The sequence below is a fragment of the Anaerobacillus sp. QJM3NY_17 genome (genome assembly GCF_056173665.1).
In genome coordinates this window covers 2,985,876-3,006,970 of record NZ_CM149685.1, presented here as the reverse complement: position 1 = coordinate 3,006,970, position 21,095 = coordinate 2,985,876, and the positions used below count along the sequence as shown (strand labels likewise).

The 21,095-nt window shown below is 39.2% G+C and carries 19 protein-coding genes and 2 riboswitches; of the genes, 17 read left to right on the top strand and 2 right to left on the bottom strand.

Going from position 1 to position 21,095, the window contains the following annotated elements; all coding sequences use genetic code 11:
* Positions 1 to 48: 48 nt before the first annotated feature.
* Positions 49 to 1,239: a NupC/NupG family nucleoside CNT transporter gene (locus AC0VYV_RS15755; RefSeq protein WP_194219334.1), complete on the bottom strand. Its 1,191-nt coding sequence runs from the start codon at positions 1,237 to 1,239 to the stop codon at positions 49 to 51.
* 144 nt (positions 1,240 to 1,383) lie between these two features.
* A riboswitch (purine riboswitch) is annotated at positions 1,384 to 1,486 on the bottom strand.
* A gap of 140 nt (positions 1,487 to 1,626) precedes the next feature.
* Positions 1,627 to 1,726: riboswitch (purine riboswitch) on the top strand.
* A gap of 97 nt (positions 1,727 to 1,823) precedes the next feature.
* On the opposite strand from AC0VYV_RS15755, the gene AC0VYV_RS15750 reads away from it, so the two are divergent.
* Positions 1,824 to 2,795: a nucleoside hydrolase gene (locus AC0VYV_RS15750; protein WP_475367793.1), complete on the top strand. Its 972-nt coding sequence runs from the start codon at positions 1,824 to 1,826 to the stop codon at positions 2,793 to 2,795.
* 57 nt (positions 2,796 to 2,852) lie between these two features.
* Here AC0VYV_RS15750 and rnhC read toward each other — a convergent pair whose 3' ends face one another.
* Positions 2,853 to 3,803 carry a ribonuclease HIII gene (gene rnhC / locus AC0VYV_RS15745; RefSeq protein WP_475365585.1) on the bottom strand — a complete coding sequence of 317 codons (951 nt, stop codon included), beginning with the start codon at positions 3,801 to 3,803 and terminating at the stop codon, positions 2,853 to 2,855.
* A 152-nt stretch (positions 3,804 to 3,955) separates the two neighbouring features.
* Between rnhC and zapA the strand changes: the two genes are divergently transcribed.
* From zapA to AC0VYV_RS15665, 16 genes are all read left to right on the top strand, one after another.
* Positions 3,956 to 4,216: a cell division protein ZapA gene (zapA, locus tag AC0VYV_RS15740; protein WP_194219337.1), complete on the top strand. Its 261-nt coding sequence runs from the start codon at positions 3,956 to 3,958 to the stop codon at positions 4,214 to 4,216.
* A 6-nt stretch (positions 4,217 to 4,222) separates the two neighbouring features.
* Positions 4,223 to 4,765, top strand: coding sequence for a CvpA family protein (locus tag AC0VYV_RS15735; protein ID WP_226614603.1), 543 nt, complete (start codon positions 4,223 to 4,225; stop codon positions 4,763 to 4,765).
* Positions 4,766 to 4,940: 175 nt separating this feature from the next.
* Entirely contained in the window at positions 4,941 to 6,656 is a 1,716-nt protein-coding gene (gene polX, locus AC0VYV_RS15730) for a DNA polymerase/3'-5' exonuclease PolX (protein WP_430243936.1), read from the top strand.
* Between the two features lie 31 nt (positions 6,657 to 6,687).
* Complete coding sequence (locus tag AC0VYV_RS15725; RefSeq protein WP_475373970.1) at positions 6,688 to 9,033, top strand: endonuclease MutS2; 2,346 nt, start codon at positions 6,688 to 6,690, stop codon at positions 9,031 to 9,033.
* A 17-nt stretch (positions 9,034 to 9,050) separates the two neighbouring features.
* A complete protein-coding gene (locus AC0VYV_RS15720) occupies positions 9,051 to 9,458 on the top strand; it encodes a DUF350 domain-containing protein (protein ID WP_430243942.1) in 408 nt (135 codons plus the stop codon).
* 340 nt (positions 9,459 to 9,798) lie between these two features.
* Positions 9,799 to 11,493, top strand: coding sequence for an AMP-binding protein (locus AC0VYV_RS15715; protein WP_430243944.1), 1,695 nt, complete (start codon positions 9,799 to 9,801; stop codon positions 11,491 to 11,493).
* Positions 11,494 to 11,749: 256 nt separating this feature from the next.
* On the top strand, positions 11,750 to 12,343 hold the full coding sequence (locus AC0VYV_RS15710) for a TetR/AcrR family transcriptional regulator (RefSeq protein WP_430243946.1): 594 nt from the start codon (positions 11,750 to 11,752) through the stop codon (positions 12,341 to 12,343).
* A gap of 52 nt (positions 12,344 to 12,395) precedes the next feature.
* A complete protein-coding gene (locus AC0VYV_RS15705; RefSeq protein WP_475373969.1) occupies positions 12,396 to 13,169 on the top strand; it encodes an enoyl-CoA hydratase in 774 nt (257 codons plus the stop codon).
* Positions 13,170 to 13,198: 29 nt separating this feature from the next.
* Positions 13,199 to 13,969: an electron transfer flavoprotein subunit beta/FixA family protein gene (locus tag AC0VYV_RS15700; protein WP_194219345.1), complete on the top strand. Its 771-nt coding sequence runs from the start codon at positions 13,199 to 13,201 to the stop codon at positions 13,967 to 13,969.
* Between the two features lie 12 nt (positions 13,970 to 13,981).
* Positions 13,982 to 14,959, top strand: coding sequence for an electron transfer flavoprotein subunit alpha/FixB family protein (locus AC0VYV_RS15695; RefSeq protein ID WP_194219346.1), 978 nt, complete (start codon positions 13,982 to 13,984; stop codon positions 14,957 to 14,959).
* Positions 14,960 to 15,213: 254 nt separating this feature from the next.
* A complete protein-coding gene (gene trxA / locus AC0VYV_RS15690; protein WP_194219347.1) occupies positions 15,214 to 15,525 on the top strand; it encodes a thioredoxin in 312 nt (103 codons plus the stop codon).
* A gap of 146 nt (positions 15,526 to 15,671) precedes the next feature.
* Complete coding sequence (locus AC0VYV_RS15685; protein ID WP_475373968.1) at positions 15,672 to 16,868, top strand: hypothetical protein; 1,197 nt, start codon at positions 15,672 to 15,674, stop codon at positions 16,866 to 16,868.
* An 87-nt stretch (positions 16,869 to 16,955) separates the two neighbouring features.
* Positions 16,956 to 17,903, top strand: a complete 948-nt coding sequence (locus tag AC0VYV_RS15680) for an NAD-dependent epimerase/dehydratase family protein (RefSeq protein WP_475373967.1) — start codon at positions 16,956 to 16,958, stop codon at positions 17,901 to 17,903.
* Entirely contained in the window at positions 17,876 to 18,820 is a 945-nt protein-coding gene (locus AC0VYV_RS15675; protein WP_475365578.1) for a lysylphosphatidylglycerol synthase transmembrane domain-containing protein, read from the top strand. The genes AC0VYV_RS15680 and AC0VYV_RS15675 overlap by 28 nt, the downstream gene beginning before the upstream one ends.
* On the top strand, positions 18,817 to 20,280 hold the full coding sequence (locus tag AC0VYV_RS15670; RefSeq protein WP_430243957.1) for an alkaline phosphatase family protein: 1,464 nt from the start codon (positions 18,817 to 18,819) through the stop codon (positions 20,278 to 20,280). Before AC0VYV_RS15675 ends, AC0VYV_RS15670 begins: the two co-directional genes overlap by 4 nt.
* Entirely contained in the window at positions 20,277 to 21,050 is a 774-nt protein-coding gene (locus tag AC0VYV_RS15665) for a glycosyltransferase family 2 protein (RefSeq protein WP_430243959.1), read from the top strand. Before AC0VYV_RS15670 ends, AC0VYV_RS15665 begins: the two co-directional genes overlap by 4 nt.
* The last annotated feature ends 45 nt before the right edge of the window (positions 21,051 to 21,095 follow it).

Genomic DNA, 21,095 nt, shown 5'->3' with positions numbered 1-21,095 from the left:
GAAAATCCTCCCTACGTGTATAGGGAGGATTTTTATTTATACTATTTTTTACATAAACATTCCTACAAATATAGCCGTAATAAAGGAGGCTAGTGTACCACCGATAATGGCCTTTAATCCTAATTTAGAAACTTGAGAACGTTTAGTGGGCTCGAGTGACCCTAGTCCAATAATAAGCTGCCCGATGGATGAGAAGTTAGCAAAGTTACATAGTGCGACAGAAAGAATGGCAACGGTTTTGTCAGAAAGCTGTGCTTGAATGGCGGTTAAGTTTTGGAAAGCCACAAATTCATTAATTGACATTTTCGTACCAATGATGGATGCTGCTCGAAATGCTTCATCCGTTGGAATACCTACTAATAGGGCAAATGGATAGAAGATATATCCTAGAATTGAGCTCAGGTCAGTTCCGACGAAACCTAACATGCCGTTTACAACTGCTAGAATACTGATGAATGCTATCAAAAGACCTCCAATATTTAACGCAAGCATCACACCGCTGACTGTTCCGTCGGCGATTGCCTCAAAAATATTGGCATGATCCGTTTTTTTCATTTTTACTTTATCATTAGTTTGTGAAACTTCAGTTTCTGGTTCCATCACTTTTGCAATAACAAGTGAAACGAAAGGAACGCTAAAGACAGATATCAATAAATATTTAAGTTCAATACCCATAAGTGAATAACCGACGAGGATGGCTCCACTAGCAGAAGCAGTACCTCCTACCATGATGGCAAATATCTCAGATCTGGTGAGCAATTTCAAATATGGTTTTACGAGTAAAGGCGCTTCGGCTAGACCTAAAAAGGAGTTTCCGACAGCGTTAAATGTTTCAACTTTCGTCGTTCCCATTAGCTTACCAATCGTAATGCCAATCACTTGAACGATAAGTGGGATAATGCGCATGTAATAAAGTGCTGAGACAAGAGCAGAAATGAAGATGATGACAGCTAAAACATTTATAGCAAATACAAATGTTAAGCCTGTTTCTTCATAGAGGCCGCCAAATACGAATTGAATGCCTTCGTTACTATAGTTAATAACGTTTTGTACAGCTGCAGAAGCTTTTTCGAGCATAACCTTTCCTGCATTTACTTTTAGAACAAATAAAACAAATAGCCCTTCAATTAAAACGCCAACCCCGATCGTTCTCCATTTGACTGATTTTTTCTTGTTGCTCATTAACCAGGCGATAGCAAGTACGCCAATAATCGAGAGTAGTCCTGTGAAAATATTCATGATGTCAATTCCCCCTGAAAACTAGTTGTTTCTTCACAAATCTAAATCGGATGAATACAAAAAAACCCGTACTTTGTAGAAAAAAGTCCGAGTTTACAGGAAGAAAAGTGGCACACAAATAAACAGAATATGCCTGTCTAAGTGACGATGCCATGCCTTCCCTATAGTCCAGCAATTCTCGGTTGCCGGGTAGAAACTCTTTGGACCCTATTTCCAAAATTATATAGAGATAAATGTGAAGTTGTATTCATCAATCTAGCAGAAGATAGAATAGGTAGCAAGACCTATTAAGAAAGTAGGAATGTTTGGAATATTCGAATGAAAAATGTAAACGTACGACATTTTTTTGCTTATTGCTTCCTTATTCACGCTCTGATAGAGTACAAAGTGATTAGAATAATGGAAGCTCATATATGTCGGGAATTGGCCTGAACGTTTCTACCCTGTTACCTGAAATGACAGGACTATGAGTGAATAAAAAGTTGAGAAGACCTTAAACGTACCTCAACGCTATAAATAGAAAAGGTTCACTTTCAGGAAACGATGGTTAGCGACATGCGAGTTATCCACCAGGGGGATATAGGATGGAAAAAAAGAAGGTATATTTCAATCATGATGGTGGCGTTGATGATTTAGCATCACTGTTTCTATTATTAAACATGGAAGAGATCGAGCTTGCTGGCGTATCGGTTATTCCGGCAGATTGTTATCTAGAACCAGCTGTTTCTGCAAGCAGAAAAATAATAGATCGATTTGGAAAAGCCACTGGATTAAATGTTGCAGCTTCTAATTCAAGAGGGATTAATCCATTCCCTAAAGACTGGCGCATGCATGCTTTTTATGTCGATGCTTTACCTATTCTAAATGAATCAAATAAAGTGAATACACCTATGTCAGAACTACCTGCTCATTTGCATCTGATTGATACTCTTGAACGAAGCTCTGAACCGCTAACTCTTCTTTTTACTGGACCATTAACAGATCTTGCTAGAGCGTTAGAAACAGCTCCACATATTGAACAGAGTATTGAAAAATTAGTATGGATGGGTGGCACTTTCCTAGAAGTAGGAAATGTGGAAGAACCAGAACATGATGGTACAGCAGAATGGAATGCTTTTTGGGACCCCGAAGCAGTATCTACTGTTTTCAAAACTTCTATTAAGATCGAAATGGTCGCACTTGAAAGCACGAATCAAGTCCCGTTAACCAATGATGTAAGAAACATGTGGGCAGCTAAACGAAAGGAAATTGGTGTAGACTTTATTGGACAATGCTACGCCATGTGTCCTCCACTTGTACACGTTGAGACCAATTCGACTTACTATTTATGGGATGTTCTGACTACAGTTTCTGTGACACCAAAATCCTTTATCCATTCAAGAAAAGTAAAATGTCGTGTTGAAGTAGATGGAGTAAGTCAAGGGAGAACCGTTCTTGATGAAACAGGTCGTGAAGTGATTGTAGTAGATGACGTGGATCGTGACATGTTCTTTAACTATTTCACTTCCGTCATGCTGAAAGCAGAAGATCAATTAGAAGCTTCTCACCTTTATTAATAAAATGAACATCAAAAAAGCTGACTCACTCGAGTCAGCTTTTTTCGTAGAGTTTCTTTAACGACGTGATTGATCAGCTATTTTTTGAGCTTTTAAGCTATTAGCAAAATGTAGCTTAGCTAAATTCCCAAGAATCTGATCTCCATGTTTTTGAATAAGCTTTGCAGCTGCTATATCTACAGCTGGTCCAGCCCCTTTTGGAAGCTTTACATTATATTCTTTTCCAAGTCGATCCATTTCCATTACAAAAGAGTACCTCGCAATAATGGATGCTGCTGCTACAGCAAGGTGAATTTCTTCGGCTTTAGTTGCGAAATATACATTTTCTTTTACGATTGTTGATTGACCTTTTAGGTAGTTGAAATAAACTTCAGGTTTAGCGAATTGATCAATGAGTATGGCATCATATCCCTGGACTTTGCGCATCACATTCTGGATGGCCTGATTATGTAGTAGAGCCTTCATTTTCCCCTGATTCGTTCCCTTTTTCTGCATAGTATTGTATTTTTCATTTGGTAGGATAAGCAGGCTATAAGGAATGGTTTTAATCAAATTTCTAGCTATTTCAATAATTTCTGGATCCTTCATTCCTTTAGAATCTCTTACACCGAGTTCCTTTAAGAGTGGAATTTGCTTCTGGTCGACATATGCAGCAACAACTGTCATTGGACCAAAGAAATCTCCTGTCCCAACTTCATCACTTCCGATGGCGGAAAGAGTTGAGATATTACCAGGTGGAGAGTATTGATGATCGCCCACTGTTTTCTTTTTAGATTTCGTTGCCTTTTTAGAACTCGCTGTTCCGCTAGATTGCCATGGTCTTGCTTCTCCTTCTGCCCCTGGGCCCTGGAACATTATTTTTCCAGATTTATAGCCTGTAATAGTACAGGTAGAAGTTTTCGCTACAAAAACGCTCCCCGGTGGCTGTTTATCGCTTAAGTGGCTGTTGTATTTCTTTTTAATTTCATTCATAATGGAAGGTGATACAGTTAAAACAACCTGTGACATAACAAAACTCCTTTTGTGAACTAGGCTTGCATCCTATTATAGCAGAATCTGAAGATGAACAAGAATGGTTCAGGAGTGCTGTGTTTCAAAAATACCAATTTTCATGCTATGATGTAAAATAGGATTCTCTCTCTTGATAGGAGGCTTATGGGGTGACAGACAGTCATGGAAAAATACGTACAACCGTGGAAATCTATGGTGAACAATATACAATAATCGGTGATAAAAGTCATCAACATATTCGTGAAGTCTCAACTTTAGTGGACGAGAAGATGAATGAGATTAAAGGAATGAATACCTATTTAGATACGAAGCGACTTGCTGTTCTAACAGCAGTTAATATTGTAAATGATTATGTGATGATTAAGAAAGAACTTGAAGAGTTAAAGAAAAAACTGAGAGAAGAGGAATAACGTAAGATGGTTGATCTAATTCTTTTTATTATATTAGTTGGAGGGTTCCTAATTGGACTTCGAAGAGGCTTGATCCTTCAAGTTGTTCATTTAGCAGGATTTATCGTTTCATTTGTTGTTGCGTACATGTATTTTAAGGATCTCGCTCCACATTTGAAGCTATGGATTCCATACCCGTCCTTCGGCAACGAGGCATCTTCAACGGCAATGGTGTTTGACGCTATAAACTTAGAGGCCACATACTATAGTGGAATTGCGTTTGCGCTATTGTTCTTTGGTACCAAAATTATCATGCAAATAGTTGGTTCTATGCTCGACTTTCTTGCAGATTTACCTATATTGAGAACTGTAAATGGATGGCTTGGCGGAGTGCTTGGATTTGTAGAAGTATACATTATCGTGTTTTTATTTCTATTTATTGCAGCGCTTCTTCCAAATGAAACCGTTCAAACAGCCATATCAAATTCGTTTCTTGCGGAAAGCATCGTCAAGCATACCCCTGTGTTGACAGAACAAATTAAAGACCTCTGGAGTACACACGTAGCATAACCCTTCAATTAGAAGGGTTATTTATTTGTATTAGCATAAGTACGATTGGTTAAATTGGTAGCGCTTGTCGGACCTAATCGAGCGCTCCCGCTTTTTTTAAGATAAATTAATTGGATTTGGGTTTGAATATGGATAGGATAGTAGTAATGATCTTATGAAGAAGGGTGAGAAAAAGATGAATAAAAAACAGGTTATTCATTTCCTTGAAGAGATAGCAGTTTATATGGAGTTGAAAGGGGAAAACCCTTTTAAAATATCCGCTTTTCGTAAAGCTGCCCGAGCACTCGAAACAGATGATCGGAGTATGGAGCAAATTGAAGATCCTGCTGAGCTAAATGGCATCGGAAAAGGGACGGCAGCGGTAATAAATGAAATCCTCGAAAAAGGAGAATCAGAAACGCTTGAATCATTAAAGAAGGAAGTCCCATCTGGGCTTGTGCCGTTACTTAAATTACCGGGACTTGGTGGTAAAAAGCTTGCTAAGCTATACAAGGAACTTGATGTTATTGATATGGCGACATTACAAACAGCTTGTGAAGATCATCAGATTCAAGAACTCCCTGGTTTTGGGAAGAAGAGTGAGGATAAAATTCTTGAAGCGATTGAGGAAGCAGGTAAAAGACCTGAACGCTTATCCATTGCCTACATGCTACCACTTGCTGAAAACATTGAAAGCCAATTAAAAGAAATCCAGAGCATTGACAAATTTGCAAGAGCGGGGAGCTTGCGAAGGGTAAGGGAAACGATTAAAGACCTTGACTTTATTATAGCGACAACTTCTGCTGCTGATGTGTCAGCGAGCTTACTTGAATTAGAAGGTGTTTCTAAAGTAGTCGTAAAGGGAGAGACGAAGATTACACTTGAACTTGACGATGAATATGGCGTTTCAGTAGATTTTAGAATTGTAATGCCTGAAGAATTTGCTTCTACACTCCATCATTTTACTGGTTCACAGGCTCATAATGTGAAAATGAGGCAAATCGCAAAAAAGAAAGGCGAAAAAATTAGTGAGTACGGTGTAGAGTCTTTAGAAACGGGGGAAGTTCTTACATTTGAAGATGAAAAGGATTTCTACCAGCATTTTGGTTTAGCCTATATTCCGCCTGAAATTCGCGAAGATAAAGGTGAAATTGAAGAAGCTGAGAAAGATGAGATTGAATTAGTCCAGTTGAACGATATAAAAGGAGATCTACATATGCACTCCACCTGGAGTGATGGTGCTTATACGATTGAAGAAATGGCCGAACGAGCAAGAGCAAAAGGATATTCGTATATCGCGATAACAGATCACTCTCAGTACCTTAAAGTGGCGAATGGCTTGACACCAGAAAGGCTACGAGATCAAAGAGAAGAGATTGATCGTCTCAATCAAAAATGGAATGATTTTAGAATATTTGCAGGGGTAGAAATGGATATTTTACCTGATGGAACACTTGATTATGACGATAAGATGCTGTCGGAAATGGATTTTGTTATTGCTTCAATTCATTCATCCTTTTCCCAAGATGAGGATACGATAATGGCACGTCTTGAAACAGCACTTCGGAGTCACCATGTTGACCTCATTGCTCATCCATCAGGAAGGTTACTTGGAAAAAGGAAAGGGTATGCTTTAAGCCATGATAAGTTAATAAAGCTTGCGAAAGAAACGGATACGGCTCTTGAATTAAATGCAAATCCAAACCGATTAGATCTTGCAGCGGAATGGCTTCAAAAAGCACAAGAAAATCATGTTAAAATAATGATTAATACAGATGCTCACCATATGGACATGCTTGAGCATATGGAAATCGGCGTAGCAGCTGGGAGAAGAGGCTGGCTGCGAAAAGAGACTGTCTTAAACACATTTACGGCTAAAGATCTTGAAGCATTCTTTAACCGTCACTCATAAACAAATCCCGTTTTATTAGGAGGAACGACCATTGCAAAAAAGAGTGTTACGGCTACTCGAATATAATAAAGTGAAAGAACGATTAGGAAAACACGTTTCATCCTCATTAGGAAAACAAAAAGTAGAACAGTTAACCCCTTTGTATTCTTTAGTAGATGTTAACCAACAGTTAGCAGGAACAGAAGAAGGAAGAAAAGTGATCCGTCTTCGTGGTCAAGCTCCGCTTGGTGGCATTCGAGATATTAGACAAAGCGTGAAGCGAGCAGAGATTGGAGGGATGCTAAACCCATCTGAATTACTCGACATCTCGAGTACAATTTATGGCGGTCGTCGATTTAAAACATTTCTTGATAATATGATTGAAGATGGTGTAGAGCTTCCTCTTCTCGGAGATTTAGTTAGTCAAATTATGCCTGAAAATGAGCTGGAGAATGAGATTAACGCCTGCATAGATGAGGACGGGGATTTGCTTGATTCTGCAAGTGATGCACTTCGTCGACTTAGAACCCAGCTTCGTAGCTTTGAATCTCGCGTTCGTGAGAAATTAGAAAGTCTCATTCGATCTTCAAGCACAAGGAAAATGCTTTCAGATGCGCTCATTACCATTCGGAATGAACGGTACGTTATCCCCGTTAAGCAGGAATATAGAGGTTCATTTGGTGGAATGGTCCACGACCAATCCTCTTCTGGTGCGACGTTGTTTATTGAACCACAATCGGTCGTATCAATTAACAACCAGCTAAAAGAAGTAAAAGTTAAGGAAAAACTTGAGATTGAGCGGATCCTAACAGAATTGACTGGACATGTTGCGGAAGCTTCTGAAACGCTTAGACATAATGTTGATGTACTTGCGGATATTGATTTTATTTTTGCTCGTGCCCTATATGCTAACGAATTAAAAGCAACGAATCCTTCCATGAATGATGAGGGGGAATTAGAAATAAGACAGGGGAGACATCCCCTTCTACCTCAAGATGAGGTCGTCCCTTCTTTCCTATTTCTCGGGAAAGACTATTCGTCACTTGTTATTACTGGACCAAACACAGGCGGGAAAACAGTTACATTAAAAACGGCAGGACTTCTTACTCTAATGGCTCAATCTGGACTTCATATACCAGCTGATGAAGGATCTACTATGGCGGTCTTTCAAAATATCTTTGCAGACATCGGGGACGAGCAGTCTATCGAGCAAAGCTTAAGTACTTTTTCATCGCATATGACGAATATCGTTCATATTCTCAAGAACATTGACCACAATAGTCTTGTGCTTTTTGATGAGCTTGGCGCTGGGACCGACCCTCAGGAAGGTGCTGCACTTGCCATATCCATACTTGATTATGTATATAAACGTGGATCAAGAGTTATTGCGACGACACATTACAGTGAATTAAAAGCCTATGCGTATAATCGAGAAGGCGTGATGAATGCTAGTGTAGAATTTGATGTTGAGACACTACGCCCAACGTATCGCCTATTAATTGGAGTGCCAGGCCGCAGTAATGCATTTGAGATTTCAAGACGCCTCGGGCTGATGGATGATATTATTGAGGATGCACGATCTCAAATATCAAGCGAAAGTAACAAAGTTGATCGGATGATTTCATCGCTTGAAGATAGCCAGAAGCAAGCCGAATTAGATCGAGAAGGAGCGTCTGAACTTAGAAAAGAAGCAGAGTCACTTAAGAATGACCTGGAAAAGCAGCTTGAGAAATTTGAAAAACAGCGAGAGCGACTTTTTGAGGAAGCGGAACAGAAAGCTGCTGAAGAAGTAGAAAAAGCACAAGAACAAGCCAAAAAAATCATTCAGGAACTGCGTACATTCCAAAACGGATCTGTTAAAGAACACCAATTGATTGATGCTCAAAAGCAGCTTGAAGATGCCAAACCCGAATTAAAATCTTCAAAACCAAAACCTAAAAAAGCCCAAACTAAATCATATCAACCAGGTGATGAAGTGAAAGTGATTAGCTTTAACCAAAAGGGGCACATTGTTGAGCAAGTCGGGAAGAACGAATACCAGGTTCAACTTGGGATAATGAAAATGAATGTGAAGGCAAACGATCTTGAAGCGATTAAATCAAAACCGGTCGTTGAGCGAAAGCCGTTTGTGACAGTTCGTGGAAGTGATAGTCGAGTGAAAACTGAACTTGATTTACGAGGTAAGAGGTATGAAGATGCTCAAATGGAAGTTGAACGCTATATCGACGATGCCTTACTTGCAGGGTATAACCAGGTCTCAATCATTCATGGTAAAGGAACGGGTGCACTTAGAAAAGGTGTCCATGAATGGTTGAAACGTCATTCCCGAGTGAAAAATCTTCGCATGGGTGGAATGAATGAAGGCGGCGGTGGTGTAACTGTCGTTGAATTGAAGTAGAGAAAGGAATTTACACAATGGATCAATTATGGGAGAGTATCGCATTTCAAACTGCAGCGAATTATAGCGTAGTGATTGTTTGTATGATTGTGTTTCTTTCAGCATTTGAATTTGTAACGTCCTATCGTAACTGGGAAGAAATCCAAAAAGGTAATCTTGCAGTAGCGATGGCTACTGGAGGTAAAATATTTGGTATTGCGAATATCTTTCGTTTTTCAATTGAGCATAATGATTCACTAGTGACCATGATGGGGTGGGGAGTCTTTGGATTTGTCCTTCTATTAATTGGTTACTTCACCTTTGAGTTTTTAACACCTAAATTTAGGATTGATAAAGAAATTACAGCAGACAATCGAGCGGTAGGATTCATTTCTATGGTTATTTCGATTGGTTTGTCCTTTGTTATAGGGGCAGGAATTTCGTAAGGGGAGCACATATGGAGACTTTATGGAAAGTTCTTATGGTTGTATCAGGGATATTCTTTATTGCGGGCATTGTTTATTTATTTTATTTTGTATGATGGTTCAAGAAGAGCAGGTACTTTACCTGTTCTTTTTTTTCTTCAAAATTCTGTGCGCTCTTATCACAACTTAACCTAAATATGGATAGAATAATGTCGTATGCTCGTCTGTTTTTTACGACCTAAAATGCCAATGTATTCAAAAAAATTAAAAAAAGATAGGATATTTGAAGCGTTTTCATTATAATTATCATATAGAGAGAGTTTTGGTTTGGAAGGAGTCGTGAAAGGGAGGTTGATGAAAATTGACAAACAATGGCGCAAAAGAATGGTTTGATTATTATCAAGAAGGAGTACCGACTTCAATAGAGTATGAGGAAAAGCCCCTTCATGCGTATCTTGTTGATGCAGCTACAAAACATCCTAACAAAAAGGCAGTTCACTTTCTGGGAAAAGAACTTACATTTCAGGAATTATTTCATCGCTCAAGACGACTTGCGAATTCATTGCGGGATCACGGTCTGAGCAAGGGCGGAAGAGTATCAATCATGCTTCCTAATTGCCCTCAAGCTGTGATTAGTTATTACGCTGTATTGATGGCTGGGGGAGTGGTCGTTCAGACGAATCCACTATACATGGAGAGGGAACTAGAACATCAATTAAGAGATTCTAAGGCGGATATGATGATCTGTCTTGATCTTGTTTTACCGAAAGTATTAAAAGTAAAAGATAAAACAGTACTAAAGCACATTGTTGTAACGAAGATTCAGGAGTATTTACCTTTTCCTAAAAATGTTCTGTATCCACTCGTGCAAAAGCAAAAGAAGCAGGGATTACTTGTTGAAATGCCTTCAACAGACCAAATTCATAGCTTTTTGCAATGGGTGGCAAACGGTAGTAACGATGATATACATGTTAATGTGGATTCCAAAGAAGATTTGGCTCTTCTTCAATACACTGGGGGAACTACAGGTCTCGCAAAAGGAGTTATGCTGACACACTATAACCTCGTTGTTAATACGATGCAATGTAAGAACTGGATTCGTGATGCTAAATATGGCGAAGAGAGTGTGATGGGAATTCTCCCTTTTTTCCATGTTTACGGAATGACTTGTGTGATGAACTTATCGATTATGTATGCTGCCAAAATGATCATACTTCCAAAGTTTGAACCTAAAGATACATTGAAAACGATTCAAAAACAAAAGCCAACCTTATTTCCAGGTGCACCAACTATTTATATCTCTTTATTGAATGATCCGAATATCGATCGCTATGATCTCTCGTCTATTAAGGCTTGTATTAGCGGTTCAGCTCCACTTCCAATTGAAATCCAACAAAAATTTCAAGAGAAGATTAGCGGTCGTTTAGTGGAAGGTTATGGTTTAACTGAGTCATCTCCTGTAACCCATTCCAATCCTTTATCAGATGGTACTGTCGTTGGTAGTATCGGTTTACCTTGGCCAGACACAGATGCAAAAATTGTGAACGCTGCAAATGAAGAAGCTGAAGTGAAGGAAATCGGCGAATTAATTGTAAAAGGTCCTCAGGTGATGAAGGGGTATTGGAATCTACCAGATGAAACCGCTGCCGTATTGAAGGATGACTGGCTTTATACTGGTGACATGGCTTACCGAGATGAGAAGGGCTACTTTTATGTCGTTGATCGGAAAAAGGATATGATTATAGCAGGCGGATATAACATTTATCCACGCGAAGTTGAAGAAGTTTTATATGAACACCCAGCAGTTCAAGAAGCCGTTATTATTGGTGTACCTGATGCTTATAGAGGAGAAACAGTGAAAGCATTCGTTGTGCTAAAAAGTAACGTTGAAATAACAGAAGATGATTTAGATCAACATTGTCGACGTTACCTTGCTGCTTATAAGGTACCTCGATTATATGAATTTCGGGAGGAACTTCCTAAAACAACCGTTGGTAAAATTCTACGTCGTGTTCTAGTCGACGAAGAGAAAGTTAAACAAAACCAATCGATGTAGCGATTGGTTTTGTTTTTTGGTTTCAGTTAAATCAATACGTATTAAATAAAAAATTCCAATTAAAATTCCGTAAAGATTCGCACATTTCTGCTTATTATGATATGATGAATTTGCAAAATAACTCTCGATTCCAACCGAGCGCTCGTTCAGAAATCTTATGTTGACAATAGCATAGTCGTATCGCTACAATAAGATTATGAATGAATGCTCATTCATTTTGAATGAGTGCCGGATAAAGTATAAGGGAGAGCTTCATATGGTTGAAAAGGGGAAAAAAAGGGGTCCGAAATACGACAAAATCATTGATGCGGCTGTTGTTGTCATTGCTCAAAATGGTTATCATCAAGCGCAAGTATCCAAAATTGCGCGTGAAGCAGGCGTGGCAGACGGTACGATCTACCTTTATTTTAAGAATAAAGAGGATTTGTTAATTTCGTTGTTTCAGAAAAAAATGGGAAGTTTTATCGATAAGACAGAGGAACAAATTGTAAAGAAAGATAATGCAATGGATAAATTGTTCACGCTTATTGATATGCACTTTAAACATCTAGGTTCTGATCATGAGCTTGCTATCGTCACGCAATTGGAACTAAGACAAACAAATAAAGCCCTTCGAGCACAAATTGGCGAAGTACTTAAGAAATACCTTACGCTCGTTGATCACATATTGCATGAGGGAATTAAATCAGGATTGTTTATTGAGGAACTAGATATTCGTCTCGCAAGACAAATGATCTTTGGGACACTCGATGAAACCGTAACGAATTGGGTTATGAAAGACCACAAATTTGAATTAGAACCACTTGCTAAGCCACTTCATAATCTTTTGATCAATGGCTTAAGCAAATAAATAGAGACCCCGGCTTTGACTGGGGTCACAAAGTTTTGAGAGGAGTGGAGAAGTGGAATTCATTAACATTTCAACTGAAAACAAAGTGGCACAAATTACGCTGAACCGTCCACCAGCTAATGCAGTGGCATCGGACGTATTGCGAGAATTGTCAGAAGCATTCACTCAAATTGAAAACGATCCAGCAACAAAGGTTATATTGCTCTCTGGAGAAGGAAGGTTTTTCTCAGCAGGAGCTGATATTAAAGAGTTTACAACGGTTAGCACTGAAGAGGGATTTGCTGATTTGGGGAGCTACGGTCAACAATTATTCGACAAAATGGAAGCGTTCCCAAAACCGATCATCGCTGCTATTCATGGTGCTGCGCTTGGTGGTGGACTAGAACTTGCAATGGCATGTCATATTCGTCTTGTAACTGAAGATGCAAAGCTAGGTCTTCCCGAACTACAGCTGGGTTTAGTACCGGGATTTGCAGGTACTCAAAGGTTGCCAGCATTAGTGGGAAAAGCAAAAGCAACAGAGATGCTGCTGACGAGCGAGCCAATCTCAGGACGTGAAGCTGTTGCAACTGGTTTAGCGAATCAGATGTATAGCGAAGAAGAGCTTCTTCCGAAAGCGAAAGAGCTTGCTGAGAAGATTGCTATGAAGAGCTCTGTGGCAGTTGGTTATGCACTTAAACTTCTTACTTATTCTAAATCAGAAAAGTTTGATGAAGGCGTTCAAAAAGAAAAAGAGTATTTTGGAAAGGCATTTGCTTCAGAAGATGGTCAAGAAGGCATTCGAGCCTTCATCGAGAAGCGTCAGCCAAACTTTCAAGATAAATAAGGTGAACTATTTCAGGGAGGGATAAAGATATGAACATTTATGTCATTATGAAAAGAACGTTTGATACTGAAGAAAAAATCGTAATTGAAAATGGGAGAATTAGTGAAGAAGGCGTTGAATTTATTATTAATCCATACGATGAGTATGCCATTGAAGAAGCGATCCAACTTCGCGACGATCATGGCGGAGAAGTAACGGTTGTAAGCATTGGTGACGAAGAAGTTGAAAAAGAGTTAAGAACAGCTCTAGCGATGGGCGCAGACAAGGCAGTTCTCATTAACAATGAAGACATTGATGAGAGTGATCAGTATACGACGACTGCCCTTCTTGCTGCTTATTTTGAAGATAAGGAATATGACATTATCCTTGGCGGGAATGTTTCTAATGATAACAGCACTGGTCAGATTGGACCGCGTCTTGCTGAAAAACTTGGAATCGCTTACGTAACAACGATTACGAAGCTTGATATTGATGGAACAACAGCGACAATGGAACGTGATGTTGAAGGTGATATGGAAGTTGTTGAAGCACAGCTTCCGTTACTTGTAACAGCACAGCAGGGACTTAACGAACCTCGTTATCCATCACTTCCAGGGATTATGAAGGCTAAGAAAAAGCCACTTGAAGAAATAGACTACGACGATCTTGATATAGATGAAGACGAGATCGAAGCTAAAACGGAAACAATTGAAGTTTATTTGCCACCAAAGAAAGAAGCTGGCAAAGTACTTGAAGGTGAAATTGGAGATCAAGTGGAAGAATTAGTGAAATTACTTCGCCAGGAAGCGAAAGTTATATAGGAGGGAATCAACATGGCCAAAAAAGTACTTGTATTCGCAGAAGCTCGTGACAATGAATTACGAAATGTATCATTTGAAGCAATTGGTGCTGGGAAAGAAATCGCAGCCGGTGGTGAAGTGATTGCAGCAATTGCTGGTGAAAGTATTAGTTCTTTAACAGACCAACTATTTCACTACGGAGCAGACCGTGTGATTAAAGTAGAAGATGAAAAGCTTAAAAACTATACAAGTGATGGATATGGTCAGGCATTTTTGCAAATCGTTCAGAGCGTCGATCCGGATGCTATTTTAATGCCCCATACGTCAATGGGCAAAGATCTAGCACCACGTCTTGCAAGTAAGCTTGACGCTGGACTTGTCTCCGATGCTACGGGTATTGAACTTGATGGTGAAGATGTCGTATTTACACGTCCAATTTACTCTGGTAAAGCTTTTGAGAAGAAAAAAGTAAAAGAAGGCGTTGTTCTTGCAACGATTCGTCCAAATAATATTTCTGCTCTTGAAATCGATGAATCACGCTCTGGTGAAGTCTTTGAAGAAACCGTAGAAATAAAGGACCTTCGTACGATCGTGAAAGAAGTGGTCCGTAAATCTACATCAGGTGTTGACCTTTCAGAAGCAAAAGTGATTGTAGCCGGCGGCCGAGGCGTTAAAAGTGAAGAAGGATTTGAACCACTTCAAGAACTTGCGGATCTTCTCGGTGCTGCTGTAGGCGCGTCCCGCGGTGCTTGTGACGCTGACTATTGTGATTACTCCCTTCAGATTGGGCAAACAGGGAAAGTAGTTACACCTGACCTCTATATTGCTTGCGGTATTTCTGGTGCTATTCAACACTTAGCAGGAATGTCTAACTCGAAAGTGATAGTAGCAATTAATAAAGACCCTGAAGCAAGCATTTTTAATGTTGCAGATTATGGTATTGTTGGTGATCTCTTTGAGGTTGTACCATTACTTACACAGGAGTTTAAGAAAGTATTGCAAACAAGCTAAGAAAAAAAGCGAGCTTATCTAGCTCGCTTTTTGTATAGAGATTATTACGATCTTATTTCATTATTTCAGGCTCGTTTTATTAATGAAGAGATAGGGAACAATGAAATTAAGTCAAAAGAATGGAATCAGAAAGAGTATTAATGATATACTCATTTTGTGCCTATTGATATGAAATCAAATTGGCAGAGCACACTGAGGCAACCGGCCTTAACCTGGTAAACTCAAGTGATAATGTTTAAGGAGGAAGATACAGTATGGCTATCGTACACGCAACAGATCAAAGTTTCGCACAAGAAACAAGTGAAGGTCTCGTTCTTGCAGACTTCTGGGCACCATGGTGTGGTCCTTGTAAAATGATTGCTCCAGTACTAGAAGAGCTTGATTCTGAGATGAGCGACGTAAAAGTTGTAAAGCTTGACGTTGACGAAAATCAGGAAACAGCAAGTAAATTTGGGGTAATGAGTATCCCAACACTACTTGTATTCAAAAATGGTGAGGTAGTTGACCAGGTTGTCGGCTTCCAACCAAAAGAAGCACTTGCACAGACGCTTTCTAAGCATCAATAATTAGTTAAGTTTCAAACACCCTGATCTGTTTTAGGATCAGGGTGTTTTTTTTTTGTTATCTTCAAATGAAACGGTATTGACACTGATAATCGTTCTCGATATAATCATCATGGATATAAGACCTGACGAAAAGGAGTTTTACATAATTGAAGAAATCGGCTATGCTATTCACTTCTATTACGCTTGCAGCTACGGTTCTTGCTGCTTGTGGTAATGATTCTGAAAATGCTACAAACACAGAAAATAACAGTTCTAAGCAAGAACAAACGAATTCTGATGATAAGTCTAGTGAGATGTCAATTGAAAGCGCTGCTACTACGAAACAAGTAGAAGCTTATCAGACGATTACTAATGAACTAAACAAAATGAAGGAAGATCAAGAAGTAGATTGGGAGTTAGTTGAAACTACCTACACTAGTGACTTAAAGAGCGCTGTGAATGAAATTGATAATGAGTTTGATACATTTATCTCTACTGGAATTCAAGCTGGAAAATCTGGAGAGCTTGATAAGAATGTAGCTCGTCAGATCATTGATAAAGGGACACAGTCATACTTTTATCAAAAGCAAAAATCCCTTCAACAGGCAGTGATTGATGCGAAAGATGCTAACAAAGAAGATGAGGCTATGCTTCATTTTGAAGAAATACAGTTACTAGCAGAAAAAGTATTTGTTCCTACAGCCGAAAAACGCGACTCCTACTATGAACTTGATGGAGATTCAAGTATTGTTGAGAATATTAACAATGGCCTATCAGCGCAGGAACAGGCGCTTTCTGAAGGGAATATGGAAGATTTTGCTGTGACGAAGCAAGTAACGGATAAGTCCATTTATAAGAGCTACTACTTAGCTTCTAATTCCTATGCAGAAAAGATTGAAGAAGCGGTAAAGACTGGTGAAACAGATGAGTTACAAGTGATGCAAACAGAAGCTCTCGGTTTTTATCAAGCAATAAAAGGATCACTCTCAGGCGGCGATGAAGAAGCGGCTGAGAAGTTAAGTGAATTATTCGATATAAGTAACGATCCAGAGGCAATCAAAGCTGATGAAGTAAACGATTTGTTCGCAAAAGCGTTTACAGGAAAAATCAAAGGATATCACGAGAAAGTAGCTGAGCTAGCTAAAGAAGACAAGCTTTCTGAAGGTAAAGAAGCTGCAATGGAAGCCAATGTATTCTTAAAAGCGATTGAAATGCCATTAATGGAGGCAATCGGTGAAGAGGAAACGGATGCAGTCTATGAAGACGCACAAAACTGGTTTTATGCAGTTGCTAGTGAGAATGCAGATGAAGTGCAAAAGCTAAGTGATCGCATTTTGACCGAACTAGAAAGTGTAGTAGAATAGCTTTAGATTGAAATGGCCGCTAAATGCGGCCATTTCTCTTGTAGGACGGATTAATTTGAAACACTGAAAAATATAGGAGTGCCTGAGATGAAAATACTCATTACTGGCGGGGCAGGTTTTATAGGAAGTAGCCTTGCAAAGTCGCTTTTAACAGATGGTCACGATGTCTCAATCATTGACCATTTCTCTTCCTATTATGATATTAATCGAAAAGAAGAACATCTAGAAGAAGTGAAAAAAGCTGGGTCAATTAAAGTTCACGTTTTTGATTTATTAGATCATGAAAAAACGGATGCTCACTTCAAAGAGCATTCTTACGATAAGGTGGTTCATCTTGCTGCACTTCCAGGAGTTCAATATTCATTAACACATCCACATGACTATATTGATCAAGATATCAAAGTAGTGGTAAATGTATTAAAAGCTGCGGGTGATGCGGGAGTCACCCATGTTTTATTTGGTTCTTCTTCATCAGTATACGGTAATCGTGAGAATGGCCCGGTGTTAGAAGATGAGGCAAATGGCAAAGTGAAGTCTCCGTATGCAGCTGCTAAAGCTGGAGCAGAATCTTTTTGCCATGCGTATCAATCGCTTTACGGCTTTAAGTTAACGGTTTTACGATTTTTTACAGTGTATGGGCCATGGGGCCGTCCCGATATGGCGATTCCTCTATTTATTAATAAGTTAATAAAGGGGGAGGAAATCATTGTTTATGATCGTGACCAGTCTAGGGACTTTACGTATATTGATGACATTGTTACAGGTATAACATTAGCATTCGAACAAAAAGGAATATCAGAGATTTATAATCTCGGTTCGGGTACGCCGATTCAGCTTAATGAACTTATTACTTCGCTTGGTGTCTATTTTCCTGATGCGAAAATACTTGATGGAACATTTCGTCCAGGGGATGTAAGGCATACTTGGAGCGGTATTAGTAAGGCTAGGGAAGAATTGGGATATACTCCGAAGGTGAAGTTTGAGGAAGGATTAAGAAGGACAATCGAATGGGCAAAAAAATATCACGCTTATTAAAGTGGTCATTTGGAATTGGCCTATTCATTTCATTTGGATTTCTTCTTTTTCAAGAGTTTAATCTGTCGAGTCTTTTAGCTCTTACCTCTGAATTGCTAAGTGAACCATGGTGGTTAATCGCTATGATAACTGGATACACATGTTCTTTTTTACTGCGTAGTTGGTGCTGGCGATTACTTGTTGATAAGAATATATCAATTAGGGTTTATTTAGCAGGGGTTTTTTATAGTCTCTTTTTTAACCATCTACTTCCTTTCAAGGGCGGAGAGGCTGTGCGTATGGGAGTGCTTGCGCAGAAACAAAAAGGGCGATGGGGAATGGCTATTCAATCCGTGCTCGTTCTCAGGTTAATTGATCTCTTCTGGTTGGGGGTTTTTTCAGTTATTGGGGCGGACCTTATTGGGATTGATATCAACCTGACTTTTTTCATAACAGCGCTTGTTATTTTTGGTGTTACCGTGAGTGGGTTGATTATCTATCTGAAAAAACATCACGCTGCTTCTTTTTTTAATAAGCAGATAACTACCATGCAGACTCTTGTAAGTTCACCACATATGGTGCTTGTTCTAACGCTATCTTGTATAAGCTGGGTAGCTGAAGGAATCGTCGTATTTAGCGTAGCGAGTCTTATTGGACATCTGTTTACATATTCAGATGCCATGTGGGTTACATCATTATCAGTCGGATCTGGTGTCTTTCAATTAGCTCCAGGTGGCTTTGCGACTTACGAAAGTGTGATGAGCTTTTCACTTAATCGGGTAGGTTTCGGATGGGAAGAAGCCCTTTCAATTGCGATTGTCACGCATGCATTTAAGTATATTTATTCTTTTGGCGCTGGATTAGTGGCGTTTTATCTTTATCCTCTTCGATTACAGGAGTTGAAGTCGTTTATGAATAAGAAAGGAGAAACATCATGAAACAAGCGTCAGGCTTTGAAAAGATAGCAGCAAGATGCTGGAATCTGTTAAATGAAGGTAAGCCATTTACACCAATCTTTGTTACAGGGACAATTTTGTTATTTTACATTTCACAATGGACTTCTATAGAGTTCTGGGGGGCTTTCTTTGTTGGACTAGGCGTCGTATTGCCTCTTTTAGTACTCTACTACGTTTATGATTACCCATTATTTTTACGAAATTATTTATGGATGCCTCTAATTGGGTACCTGCTGATTTTTGATTCATTTTCACTTCAAGTAGCCATGCTAGGTATAGGTCTCTATTTTTTCTTTACTGTCTTTTTCTGGGGAACATTCTATTACCATCTTCGAATTGGAACGAGCTGGCTTAACTTCACTCGTTTTTGGAAGTTAGTGCTTAAGAATAGTGATTCTACTAGTGGTAACGCGCAAGAACAACTTCCGAAGTTTTTATTAATTCTACCATTATGGGTGATGGTTATTGACTCTTCAGTAAAGAATGAAATGACTTTTGAATGGACGACTCTTGTTTTCTTTTATGCAGGAATTTGGTTATTTAGTTTTATTCTTCACCATTACTTATTTGACTGGAAGCCCGCAATTAAATCAGATTATACGAAAGCTGTGCCACCTACGTCGACTAATGAGCGTGTCATTATGATTGTAATCGATGGAATGCGAAAAGAACGATTCCAGGAAGCCAATACGCCTTTTCTTGATTCATTAAAGAAAAATGGGACAGAATACAGTCAAATGGAGACGGTATACCCTGCGCGTACAGTTGTTTGCTTCTCCTCGATGATGACAGGTACATATCCTCTTGAGCATGGTATTAAGTCCAATATGGTTTGGAATCTTGGCGTGAAAGTAGAGACGATCTTTGATTCGTTAAGAAAAGTTGGGAAAACAGGAAGGTTACTCGGTATTGCCCACCTTGTTGACGCTATGGGAGATGACGTAGATACTGTAACGGCAGTTATGAATAACGATGTGGCTGATACGAAAATTATGGAGGGCGCTCGTCAGATTATGTTAGATAAAAACCCTGACTTTTTCACTGTACAGCTTATTGGGACCGACCAAACTGGTCATGCGAGAGGAGTCTTGTATGATGATTACATTCAAAAAATTGAAGAAGCTGATAAATTAGTGGAAGATTACGTTGGTTTTCTTGAAGTGAATGGGTTTATGGAAAATACAACACTCATTGTTTGTGCCGATCATGGACAAGCAGATGGCATTGGGGGACATGGTCATCTAGATGAAGGAGAACGATTTGTTCCATTCTTTATGAATGGGCCATTTATCGAAAAGGGGAAAATTGTAGAAGAAAGGCATAGTCTTACTTCAGTAGCGCCAACCGTTGCTCATTTATTAGGTGCCCCTATCCCTTCACATAGTAGAGGAGCGATATTAGAAGAAGCGCTTCAGGATAGGAAGGAAGACATTATCAAATGAAACAGCATGTGATTGTTTTTTTACCCGCGCATAATGAAGAGCATGCCATTGGAGAAGTGATTAAGCAAATTCCCAGAAGTATTCATCCTTCTGTTCAGGTGAGCGTTCTCGTGATCGATGATGGCTCAACAGATCGGACAGTAGAAGTAGCTAAAAAGGCTGGAGCTAACTATATTTATTCTTTTGATAACAATCAGGGTCTTGGTGCCGCAGTTCGAAAGGGGCTTTCCTATTCAGTAGAATTAGGTGCTGACATAGGTGTGATGCTTGACGCGGATAATGAATACCCTGCCTGGCAATTAGCTGACCTTCTCGAACCTCTATTCAAAGGGGAGGCAGACTATGTGATGGGTTCTCGTTTTAAAGGTACGATTGATGGGATGCGACTTCATCGTCGTTTAGGCAATTATTGTTTTACATTTATTCAGTCCCTTCTTTTACAAAGGTGGATTTATGATGGTCAGTCTGGGATGAGAGTTTTCTCTAGACAAGCTATGGAGCATGGAGAAATCATTCATGACTACAACTATGCACAAGTCATTACATTGAACCTTGTTCGAAAAGGATTTAGAGTTAAAGAAGTTCCAATTACGTACCAGGTTCGATCTACTGGTGAATCATATATTAAGTTTAAAGCGTATTTAACATCTGTTTTACCGGCTATTTTGAAAGAAATGATGCGACCAGTTCAAAAGGTATCGATTGACTATAGTGCGCATAAAATCTTGCCTGGACACATGACAAGTATGGTGGCAGAAAAGTCACACTAATTGCAGATCTGTTATTGACTTCAATGATGATAATCATTATCATTA